Source organism: Butyricimonas synergistica DSM 23225 (genome assembly GCF_000379665.1).
GTDB lineage: Bacteria > Bacteroidota > Bacteroidia > Bacteroidales > Marinifilaceae > Butyricimonas > Butyricimonas synergistica.
This window is the reverse complement of sequence record NZ_KB903371.1, coordinates 84262-96432: the sequence shown is the minus strand read 5'-3', so window position 1 is coordinate 96432 and position 12171 is coordinate 84262. Positions and strand designations below refer to the sequence as shown.

Genomic DNA, 12171 nt, shown 5'->3' with positions numbered 1-12171 from the left:
CCGTTTTTTAACGACTTTTGCACCCGAAATCAGTTTATAAACTCATCATATGAAAGGTAAAGTCGTTAGCGTATCCCTGGGGCCAGGCGACCCCGAACTGATCACTGTCAAGGCACTGAAAGCCTTGCAAGAAGCCGACGTGATCTATTGTCCCGGCACGAAAGACAAAGAAGGCAACTTCAAATCATACGCCCGGAACATCATCGAAGCGTTACCTGTCGACACTACCAAAATCAGCCTTTTCCACGTTCCGATGTCCAAAGACCGCACGCTTGCCAACCGGGCTTATGACGCCCTCAGCATGGAAGTGGCGTCACTTGCCGCCACGGGCAAAACCGTTGCCGTCACGGCGGAAGGCGACTCCGGCTTCTACTCCTCGGGGAATTACATGTTCGGGAAACTAGCATCCATGCACGTTCCTATCTCCGTCATCGCCGGAGTCCCCGCATTCATCGCCGCGGGAGCCGCATCAGGGCTTCATATCGTGAAACAGGAAGAACGGCTGGTCGTCCTGCCGGGCAAAACCACCCCGGAAGAACTCGGCGAGTTGATAGCCACGAACCACGTTGCTGTCATCATGAAGCTATCCCAGTGCACCCGGGAAGTACACGAGTTCATTCGCCGGAATCCCCCCGCCGAGTTTCACTATTACCAGAACGTGGGCACTCCCGACGAACGCCACGAAACGGAACCGTGCAGCCTTCTCGACATGGATTTCCCTTATTTCTCCCTGATGATTATACGTCCCGCGGGCAGAAACTCTCTCGGCTAACTAAACAATTGGCACAAATATTGCGTACAACGTAATCACGGAACGAATGATTATTTAATCTATGCTAATATAACTTTATCAACCTAAAATGATTTTACGTACGTTATATATCACGTTATTGTGCGTTTTGTCGCTCTCTGTTTTTGGTCAAACCCAGGACAATAACCTGGCAACCAACAGCTCCACGGACACGACAACCTCGAAAAACGGTTTCTTCCATCGCTTCTACCGCTATTTCGCGGACGCCAACAAAGAAAAAGAAGAGAAACGATTCGACTTCTCCGTCATCGGGGGACCCCACTTCTCGAGTGACACGAAACTCGGGCTCGGGCTAGTCGCTTCCGGGTTATTTCGCATCGATCGGAATGACAAGAGCATATCCCCATCCAACATTTCCATTTACGGGGACATCACCACCACGGGATTCTACCTGCTGGGTATCCGAGGCAACGTCATTTTCCCGCAAGACCGTTTCCGGCTCAACGCCAATATGTACTTTTTCTCGTTCCCCAGCGAATTCTGGGGTATCGGTTACGAGGCGGGACACAGCGACAATAGTACCGAATACAAACGCCTGGAACAACAAGTCAAATTCGAATTCCTCTGGCGGCTGGCGCCTAACCTGTACGTGGGCCCTAACCTCATGTTCCGTAACGTGGTAGCGAAAGACTTCGACGACATCAGTTACTTGAACGGCGCCCCCAAGAACGTTACCACCTTCGGACCCGGTATCATCATTTCGTATGATTCAAGGGACTTCATCCCGAACCCGGCACGAGGAATATTCGTACAACTGGAACAACAGTTCTTCCCCGGCTTCCTCGGCAACGACCAGGACTTCAAACGCACCAGCTTTGACTTCCGGTATTACAGGAAAGCCTGGAAAGGAGCTATCGTGGCATCGCAATTACAGGGCATATTCAATTACGGGGACACCCCGTGGAGCATGGTCGCCCTGATGGGAGGCTCGTACAGCATGAGAGGCTATTACGAGGGACGTTATCGGGACAACGACCTCGTGCAGGCACAGGTAGAACTCCGGCAAAAGATATACAACCGCCACGGGATCACCCTCTGGGGTGGTGCCGGCAACGTGTTCCCGGACATGGACGGGTTCAAATGGGATCAAACTTTACCCACTTACGGTATCGGTTACCGTTGGGAATTTAAAAATAGAATTAACGTAAGACTAGACTATGGAATCGGCAAAGGCGTCAAAGCATTCTACTTCAATATTAACGAGGCTTTCTAGGGGAATTGTCAACTTCGTGAAAAAGAGCAAAACCTTGTTTTGGCTCTTCATCGTGTTGAACCTCGTCCCGAACTTTTGCCTGTTATTCACGGAACCACTTTCCCTCGTGGGAAAAGTCATCCTCATTCTCGCGCCGTTAAGCATTTACATGATCGTCCTCTCCCTGCTCAAACGGGCGGGCATCATGCAACTGATACTCATACCCGTGCTTATCCTGCACGCCTTCCAGCTCGTGCTATTCTACCTCTTCGGGGAATCCGTCATCGCCGTGGATATGTTCCTGAACCTACCCACCACGAATGCCTCCGAGGCGGGTGAATTGTTAGGCAATATCTGGCCTTCCATCATCATCGTGTGCGTGCTCTACGTCCCCGTCATCACGCTTGCCTCCATCGCCGTCCACCACAAGGTGGTACGCCCTGCCGCCTTCCGCCGGAAGATGATCACGTGGGGCATCGTCCTCCTTATTATCAGCGCGGGACTTACCGCTTACGAGAAAAGACGGGACAATACCTACGAAGTCAAAACAGACATCTACCCCGCGAACGTGATGTACAACTTCTACTTTGCCTGCGAGAAATGGAACCGCAGCATGAACTATCCCGTCACCTCCAAAGATTTCGAGTTCCGTGCCACGAGGGACTCCGCCCATGAACGCCGGGAAATATACGTCCTCGTCATCGGGGAAGCCGGACGTGCCGAAAACTGGGAACTGTGGGGCTACGGGCGGGAAACCAACCCGAAATTGAAGCAGGAATCGCAACTCGTACTATATAAAGACGCCATCACGCAATCGAACACCACGCACAAAAGCGTGCCGCTCATCCTTTCTGCGGCGGACGCCTGCCACTACGAACGACTATACACGCAGAAAAGCGTTCTGACAGCCTTCAAGGAAGCGGGCTTCAAAACCGTGTTTCTCTCCAATCAAGTGCCCAATCGCTCGTTTACCGACTATTTCGGTAAAGAGGCGGACTTTTACGTGAACATCCGCCCCATCGAGGACGGCGGGTTAATCACGATAAACAACTACGACGAGGAGATGTTGCCGCTCATGCGCCACTACATTGATTCCCTGACAAACGACAACCTCCTGATCGTGTTCCACACCTACGGGTCGCACTTCAACTACAAGGAACGCTACCCCGCAGAGTTCGTCCGCTTTACCCCGGCGAACGCCACGGAAATCGAGTACAAAAACAAAACGCAACTCGTCAACGCCTACGACAACAGCATCCTGTACACGGACAACTTCCTGTACAACGTGATCGAGATTCTAAAGCAATCCGGCAGCGACGCCACCATGATCTATTCCCCCGATCACGGGGAAGACCTGCTCGACGACAACCGGAAACGCTTCCTGCACGCCTCGCCCATCCCGACTTATTACCAGTTGCACATCCCGTTCCTGATCTGGTTCTCGGACAACTACATCGAGGCTCGCCCCAATTTCTACCAGGTGGCACGCTATAACAGCAACGCCCCCGTTGCCACGAACCACATTTTCCATACCCTGTTGAACCTTGCCGAAATCAACACCTCACACTTCGAGCCGGAACTCTCGCTTGTCAACCCGGTATTCAAGCGGCAACCGCGTATGTACCTCGGCGATCACGACACCCCGATCAATTACTATGAAGTGGGTCTAAAAAAACAAGACAAGGAAATGGTAAAACACAGGGGTATGGACTGCACGGTAGACATCTCCCGTTAAACAATCCTTGTTATCCCACTCTTAGCCTAGTCTTCTCCTAGTCTTCCCGCACATTTCCCTACCCGTTATTCTATTGTCATTCTATTACTATTCTATTGCTATTCTATTTAAATAGAACAACAATAAGCTTATAATATGATATCAACACGCTAATTCCCCTAGAAAACTAGGGGAAGAGTGGGAGAAGAGTAGGAGAAGAGTAGGAGAAGAGAGGAAGCACCCCGAAAGATGTTAAATATTTAACACAAGGCAACCGTGTTGAAAAAATACCTCTTCCCTATTGCCGAAGCAAGGCTTATTCACTATTTTTGACCCGGTAATAAACAACTAACTTGTATCAAAAATGCCACAACAGGCATTTAAACATTAAAAAATCCATTCAAAATGAAAGTAGCAGTAGTAGGAGCAACAGGACTCGTGGGGAGAAAAATGTTGCAGGTTTTAGAAGAAAGAAATTTCCCGGTTACAGAATTGTTGCCGGTCGCCAGTGAGCGTTCCGTGGGTAAAGAAATCACCTTCAAAGGGAAAAACTATAAAGTCATGGGAATGCAGGACGCTATCGACATGAAACCCCAGATCGCTATTTTCTCCGCCGGGGGGGACACCTCGCTCGAATGGGCTCCCAAGTTTGCCGCCGCTGGCATTACCGTGGTCGACAACTCATCCGCGTGGAGAATGGATCCGACGAAAAAACTCGTGATCCCGGAAATCAACGCCGACACACTGACCCGGGAGGATAAGATCATAGCCAACCCCAATTGTTCCACCATACAGATGCTAGTGGCACTCGCCCCCCTGCACAAGAAATACCGCGTTAAGCGGGTGGTAGTATCCACTTATCAGTCCGTCACCGGAAGCGGTCTGAAAGGCATCAACCAACTGGAAGGGGAACGGGAAGGCAAAGAGGTAAAAAAAGCCTACGCCCACCAGATCGACCGCAACTGCCTGCCGCATTGCGACTCGTTCACCGATAACGGGTACACGAAGGAAGAAATGAAACTCGTGAACGAAACGTGCAAGATATTGAACGACGACACCATCAAGGTAACCGCTACCGCGGTAAGAGTTCCCGTCGAAGGCGGTCACTCCGAGAGCGTCAACATCGAGTTCGAGCAAGATTATGACCTGGGAGAACTCCGAGACCTGCTGGCTCACACACCCGGAATCGTTGTTCAAGACGATCCCTCGCAAAACCTCTACCCCATGGCAATCACCGCCAACGAGAAAGACGAGGTATTCGTGGGACGCCTCCGCCGGGACTTCTCCCAGCCAAACAGCCTCAACCTGTGGGTCGTTTCCGACAACCTCCGCAAGGGAGCCGCCACGAACGCCGTACAAATAGCGGAATACTTGAATGAACATCATCTAATATAACACGGGAAGAGCCGCCACGAAGGCGGCTCTTCTCTCATCACAAATTTTTCTCGCCCTTCCTGTCACCCTTTCGCATTTTTTGGGATTACTATACATAGTAATCACTTAAACAATATCCGAAGATGAAATGCTATTTTTTACTTTTATTATTTGCGCTATTCTCTTGCGCCACCCCCTTGCGCCACGGGGACAATATAAAAATTTCCGTCGACGTTGATGAATTACCGGAAATCGGGCTAGGCATATCGACAACAACCACTGACCTGCGAGTCGTTGAATTCGATTCCGCCAAACACGGGGAACGTATCATAGAAGACGCCGCAACCGTCTATCTAACCTTACACAACGGCTTCAGTGAACGCAAACAACTTTACGCGGAAAAAGGAGACCATATTCACCTCGCTTTCGACGGGAAAAACCTTCACCGCACGTCCAAGATCACGGGGGACCGCCCGCCCATCACGGAATACCTGTCCCGCTGGAAAGCCGTATTCCCCTCCCGCGACATTTACACCCTGCCGTTGCCCGAGTTTGAGATGAAATTGAAAGAAACGATACAAGCAAATTCAAGTTTGCTGGATTCTTGTGAAAGTGCATTGAACAAGGCAAGCAAGAAATTCGTGAAACTGGAACGCGCCCGCTTGAAATACCTGCTCGGGTCTGTCCTCGTGAATTATCCTTACGCCCACGGCTGGAAAAACCGAAAGGACATCGATGCCGATTACTACACCATGCTCGAAAACTGGATCGAGGAGGACAACAACTACCTCGACCTTCCGGAATACCGGACATTCGTCACGCATGCATGCTCATTCCTGGGCTCGCGGAACGAAGAAAATGCAGCGACTCCTTACGAGAATGTACTGAAACAAATACAATACGCCGCCCGAAATTTCAAACAAGATGAAGTGATACAAAGGTTCATCGCCACTTGGGCTAGCGAGCACGTGCAACGCAACGGCATCACGCAAATCGAGGAACTGGATAAAATCACGAGAGAGAGACTGACAAACCCGGACTTACTCTCCCGTTACACGAGCGTATATGATAGCTGGAAACGCCTGGAACCGGGCAATGAAGCGATAGATTTCATCGCCAGAGACTCAACGGGCAAAGAGTATAGCCTAAAAAATTTCCGCGACGGATACGTCTGCCTCTATATCTGGCAAAACGTCTCCCCTTGCCTCGTGGAATTCGCCCACCTGCAGGAAGTAGCCCCCCTGTTCAAGGAAAAGAACGTCCACCTGGTAAACCTCTCCATCGAACCCAAAAACGAAACGTGGAGGAAAGTGATCAGGAATAAAAATCTCCAGACGGGAACCCACCTTTACCTGGAGGGGACACGAGAATTCCTTTCGAAATACCATTACAATCCCCGGGACATGTTCCAATTCATCTTAATCACCCCGGACGGGAAAATAGCGGGCAGCCACCTCCCAAAAGCCTCCTCCGGGGAACTTGAAAAATATTTGAAAGAGCAACTTTGAAACGACCGATAATAATAACAAAGTACAATCATTAACAAGATTGTACTTTGCTATTTCAACTATTTTTCGTTTTTTTGTCGCATGAAAAACGCCCGTGCCATGGTAAAACCCGATAAATTCATACAAGGCATAAACAACAAGGACCCTCTCGCATGGAAAGAATTATATCGCTTTTACTACGGGGCATTATGTAATTATTCTTCCTCGCTCGTGAACGAAACGAACTTCGTCGAGGATATCGTGCAGGAGTGCCTAGTTGTGGTCTGGAAATCGGACTTGTATTTCCAGAATGTTAAAATACTTACCTCTTATTTGTACCATTCTGTGTACAATAACACGTTAAAATACATCCGGGACAAGAAGGTCGAAGACAAGCGAAAAACAGAATGGAGCCTCACGCAGGAGGAACTGGAAGATAACATGTTCTACCAGGCCATAGAGGAAGACGTCATCCGTAAATTGCGTGTCGCAATCAGCCGCCTCCCCGAGCAACGCCAAGCGATCGTGCAATTAAGCATTGACGGGCTTTCCATCCAAGAAATCGCATTGCAACTCGGCGTAAGCGCCAATACCGTCAAAACACAGAAGAAAAGGGCATATTCATTTATAAAAGAAAATTTAAAAGACTATTTCGGGTTATTGCTTTTGCTGGATATATTGAAGTAATTGAACGTTTTAGCTCTCGAAAATAATTTTTTAAGAAAAAAAAACACTCCAGCTGTCACCCGCAGGACCACTTTTGGGATATAATAGGCAAAAAATATTATATCATGAAGTGGAATACTTTTTCAGACAAATCGGAACAGTTGTTCCGCCAGATACTGGGCAAGGAAAGAGGATCCTCTCACGAGGACGCCCGCCTGGAGGATCTCGTGCGGAAATTATCCGACAAACGGTATCTGCGTAAAAAAATAGAAGACCAGGAACGGTTCGATTACTTGAAAGCCTATCACAAGAATATCGCACCCGCTAAAGCCATGCGCCGCGGTCCCTATTTAAAAATCGCCGCAGCCATCTTGCTTCTGGTCGGTTCAGGCATATTTTTGTACACGCACCAGCAAGATAATAACGAGGAATATTATAACGAGATATTCTTATCGAATATTCATCCAGGCAAACAACAAGCATTGTTAATCACGCATGACGGGCAGAGGATAGAACTTAACCGGAATACCCGCCAAACCATCAGGCAAAACGGGACGAGGATGCAGATCGACACGGCGGGACTGCAATACCACGCGAACGATAGCACCGCACCAGACACGTTCCGCGACACGTTGGTCATTCCCCGGGGCGGAGAGTTCACGCTCACGTTGCAGGACGGGACCAAAGTGTGGCTGAATTCCGATTCACGGCTTACCTACCCGACAAATTTCAACGGCACGACACGGGAAGTATCCATATCGGGAGAAGCCTATTTCAGCGTTGCCCGTTCGGACATTCCCTTTATCGTGAAAACGGACAGGGGCGACATCGCCGTGCTGGGCACGGAATTTAACGTGAACAACTACCCGGGAAACCGGGAAACCGTGACCACCCTGGTAAACGGGAAAATAGCCTATCTCTCTCCTGACGGGGAAAAGCTTGTCTTGACTCCCAATCAACAAATCACCATAAACCAAGACGGGCAGAAAGAAATTAAAAACGTGGACACGCGTTACGCCACTTCATGGAAAAACGGCATGTTCCTGTTCCAGGAAATGAGGTTGGAAGATATCATGAACCAACTCGAGAGATGGTATGACGTCCAAGTGTGCTACACGGAGGAAAAGGCAAAAGACTTGCACTTCTCAGGCGACTTGAGCCGTTTCAAAAATATCGGCACATTCATCGAAATGTTCGAGAAGAGTTCGGATATAAAAATTGAAATACAAGGAAGAAAGCTAATCGTCGGAATACAATAATACCAACGGCGACAGCGGATAACCAGATCAAACAATAAATCAATATTATGAAAAAGAAGAACAGAACAGCGTACATTTTTGTTAGTTTTCTATTCTTATCCGTTTCATTGTTGTGCGGCAAACAGGGTTACGCGCAAGAAAAGACGGTAAACCTGAACTACAAAGATGCCTCTTTTGTGGAAGTCATTAACGAGTTCCGCAAACAGACCGGAGTAAAATTCATGTACAACCTGGAAAAGGTGAAAGACAAAAGGTGCAAAGATCTTATCGTCAAGAACGCACCCGTGAAAGAAGCCATTGACATCGTGCTGAAGCATTTCGGGTTAACTTACTCGATGGTGGAAGGCGTGGTCGTGGTGAAAGAAAAAACAGAAGAACCGCAAACGAAAAAGGCCGTCAAAGGAACCGTGGTTGACGAAAGCGGAGAACCGCTTCCCGGGGTGACGGTACTCATCAAGGGCACCAGCGTGGGTGTTTCCACGGACGTGAACGGTAATTTCAACATCTCGATTCCCGGTTCCAAGGAACAAACTCTTGTTTTCACGTTCATCGGAATGCAAAGACAGGAAGTGGCCTGCAAAGACGACAAACCGTTGCATATCGTGATGAAATTGGACGAGACTCAACTGGAAGAGGTGGAAGTCGTGGAAACGGGTTATAACCGTCTTCCCCGCAAGGACATGGTAGGTTCCTTCACCACGGTAAAGGCAGAGGACATCATGATGCCCGGAGCCAACTCCATCGACCAAATGTTGCAAGGGAAAATCCCGGGGATGGTAGTCGTGAACAGCTCTTCCCGCGTAGGTAGCAAACCTCAAATCACCATCCGGGGACGTTCCACGCTATTGGGAAACACGGACCCGTTGTGGGTGGTTGACGGTGTTATCCAACCGGACCCGCTTTCCATCGACGCGACCCAATACATCGCCTCGGATTTGACGAATTTGATCGGGAATCAAATTTCCTGGTTGAACCCGGCAGACATAGAGACCATCACCGTGTTGAAGGACGCTTCGGCAACCGCCATTTACGGTTCGAAAGCCTCTAACGGGGTTATCGTTATCACGACAAAACAAGGTAAAACGGAAAGAACGAGCATCCGCTACTCCGCGAACTTCTCCATGCGGGCACGCCCGAATTACGGAATGTTCAACCTCATGAACTCCAAAGAGCGCATCCAATTCAGTAAAGAAGCTTACGATGCCGGAGCACGGTATCAAGAAGAACCGCTACCCCAGATTTACACGTACGAGGGATTGATGGCCTTGTACAACCAACGCAAAATCACGGAAAGCGAATTCATGCATTACATGGAATGGCTGGAAACGAACAACACGGACTGGTTTGATTTGCTGACACGCAATTCATTCAGCCACAACCATAATATCAGTATTTCCGGGGGATCGCAAAAAACGACCTACAATGCCTCTTTCGGGTATAACAACAGCCGCGGTATAGAAATCGGGGATGAATCCGAACAATTAACCTCCCGCTTGAACATCACGTCCACCTTGTGGGATCAGGTACGGGTAAGCATCAACCTCAACGCCACGCTGAACGAGAGTGACGGATTCGGTCCCGGCGTGTCGCCGTTATCGTATGCCACGAAAATGAGCCGCGCTGTCCCCGCTTTTGAAGAAAACGGCGAACGCGCATTTTACAAAACATACGGATCGTATGAATGGAATGGTTTGGAGAACGGGACAATCGAATACGGGTTCAATTTCATGAACGAATTTGACCACAGTTATTCCGAGAACAAACTGACCCGCCTGAGCACGTCGGTCAACTTGGACTGGGATGTCACCAAATGGTTGAAGTACTCGTTTGTCGGCAGCATCTCCTCCAACGTGAACCAATCGACCGCGTACGCAGGGGAAGAGACTTCCTACATCGCTAAAAACTACCGGGGCTACGATTACGGGACGGAAAAACCCAACTCGGACAAATTCAACGCCGCCATGCTGCCTTTCGGGGGACAGTTGACCACCAACACCACGAACGCCACCAACTATAACATGCAGCACAAGGTGACCCTCTCGCACACGTTCAAAGAGATCCATCGACTGAATGCCATGTTCGCGTTAGAGCTTACCTCCAATGTAAACCGGAACAACGCCAATACCGTGTGGGGATATGTCCCGGACCGGGGAGAAATTTTGGTAAAACCCACGGCACCCTCTCAAATCAAACCCATCGGGATGAGTGATGTCGGAAATTGGGCGGCATACGAAGACCTTTTCAATGGAGGGTGGAGAAACACGACCGTCACGAACAACTCCTTGTCTTTCTTCGGGACGATTGCTTACTCGCTAAAAGATCGTTACGTCCTCAACGCGAATATCCGGGGGGACGGATCCAACCGGTTCGGACAGGATATGCGGAAACGCTTTGACCCGACCTACTCTTTCGGTCTGTCGTGGAGAATGGCGGAAGAGGACTTTATCAAGGACAACATCACTTGGCTTGACCAATTGAACCTTCGCGCCACTTACGGGATCCAGGGATACGTGGTAACTTCTATCAGTCCCGAATTGATCGCACACCAGGAAGGGGTCATCGGCGGATACAACGAATACGCGGTCTCCATCTCCAGCATTCCCAATCCATTCTTGAAATGGGAGCGCACGCACACCTGGAACTTCGGTTTGGATATGCAAGTATTCAAGGGCATCAGCATGGTATTCGAATATTACGGCAGACGCTCGAATACATTCCTGTCGGAAGACGTGGCTGAAGAATATGGTATGTCCTCCCTCCGGTTGAACGGTGGACGTATCTACAACGAAGGATTGGAGTTCTCCTTGAACATGACCCCGTTCAAACAGAAAGATTTCGTGTGGACCATCGGTTTGAACGCTTCCAAAAACTGGAACACGTCGCAAAATGATGATTTGACCGCCAAGGCAGACCGTCTCACGAAAGGCCAATTCCTCAGCGGCAGCAGCCAGCGTCCGTTGAAGAAAGGCAAACCCCTGAGTTCTTTCTGGTCCTACTCGTTCGCGGGTTTGAATCCCGAAAACGGTTATCCGGAGTTCAACCTGCTCGACGTGGAAGCCTATGACCCGGAAGTAGATCCCACTACATTCCTGGTGTACTCCGGTCAGTCAGACCCTTACTTCACGGGAGGTCTCAATACCAGTGTCCGTTACAAATCATTGCAACTGTCGGCTTATTTCTCCGCGCTGGTGGGAGCCAAGAAGCGTTTGCCCAATCCCTACGCCGATTTCGTCAGCGGCAAACTGCCCGATCCGCTCAACAATTTGTCGAAAGATTTGACCAAGCGTTGGAAGAAAACAGGCGACGAAGCATCGACAATCATCCCGGCGCTGTATACCTCCGTCGACCCTCTCTATAACTTGACGACCCCGGACGGTATCACAACCAATTCCCGGTACGACATGTGGGCAAAATCAGACGCCATGGTGGTAGACGCCTCCTTCCTGCGTTGCACCCAAATCGCCATCTCGTGGAATATGCCTTCCAGGCTATGCCAAAAATTCAGGGCTACCTCTTTCAGCTTGAGCGCCACGGTAAGCAATCCGTTTGTTATCGCCAGCAAACGATTCGACGGATTCGACCCAGAATTAAGTAATGATTCTTCTCAAAGTGTTATGCCGAAGATCTTCTCTTTCGGCTTGAGTGTCGGATTTTAATCAATAGGAATT

8 protein-coding genes are annotated in these 12171 nt (G+C 49.5%); all 8 read left to right on the top strand.

What is annotated here, in order from left to right; all coding sequences use genetic code 11:
- Positions 1 to 49: 49 nt before the first annotated feature.
- The 8 genes from cobI to A3CY_RS0117495 all read left to right on the top strand — a co-directional run bounded on the left by cobI (position 50) and on the right by A3CY_RS0117495 (position 12159).
- The gene (gene cobI, locus A3CY_RS0117530; protein WP_018339250.1) at positions 50 to 772 is read left to right on the top strand and encodes a precorrin-2 C(20)-methyltransferase; all 723 of its coding nucleotides are present in this window, start codon (positions 50 to 52) and stop codon (positions 770 to 772) included.
- A gap of 88 nt (positions 773 to 860) precedes the next feature.
- Positions 861 to 2024, top strand: coding sequence for a BamA/TamA family outer membrane protein (locus A3CY_RS0117525; RefSeq protein WP_018339249.1), 1164 nt, complete (start codon positions 861 to 863; stop codon positions 2022 to 2024).
- A gap of 16 nt (positions 2025 to 2040) precedes the next feature.
- Positions 2041 to 3738, top strand: a complete 1698-nt coding sequence (locus tag A3CY_RS0117520; RefSeq protein ID WP_240388180.1) for a lipid A phosphoethanolamine transferase — start codon at positions 2041 to 2043, stop codon at positions 3736 to 3738.
- Positions 3739 to 4122: 384 nt separating this feature from the next.
- Positions 4123 to 5112 (top strand): aspartate-semialdehyde dehydrogenase, encoded by a 990-nt coding sequence (locus A3CY_RS0117515; protein WP_018339247.1) that lies wholly within the window; start codon positions 4123 to 4125, stop codon positions 5110 to 5112.
- Between the two features lie 122 nt (positions 5113 to 5234).
- Positions 5235 to 6599 carry a peroxiredoxin family protein gene (locus A3CY_RS0117510; RefSeq protein WP_018339246.1) on the top strand — a complete coding sequence of 455 codons (1365 nt, stop codon included), beginning with the start codon at positions 5235 to 5237 and terminating at the stop codon, positions 6597 to 6599.
- A gap of 99 nt (positions 6600 to 6698) precedes the next feature.
- Positions 6699 to 7265, top strand: coding sequence for an RNA polymerase sigma factor (locus tag A3CY_RS0117505; protein WP_018339245.1), 567 nt, complete (start codon positions 6699 to 6701; stop codon positions 7263 to 7265).
- Between the two features lie 104 nt (positions 7266 to 7369).
- Positions 7370 to 8503 (top strand): FecR family protein, encoded by a 1134-nt coding sequence (locus A3CY_RS0117500; protein ID WP_018339244.1) that lies wholly within the window; start codon positions 7370 to 7372, stop codon positions 8501 to 8503.
- 47 nt (positions 8504 to 8550) lie between these two features.
- On the top strand, positions 8551 to 12159 hold the full coding sequence (locus tag A3CY_RS0117495) for a SusC/RagA family TonB-linked outer membrane protein (RefSeq protein ID WP_018339243.1): 3609 nt from the start codon (positions 8551 to 8553) through the stop codon (positions 12157 to 12159).
- The last annotated feature ends 12 nt before the right edge of the window (positions 12160 to 12171 follow it).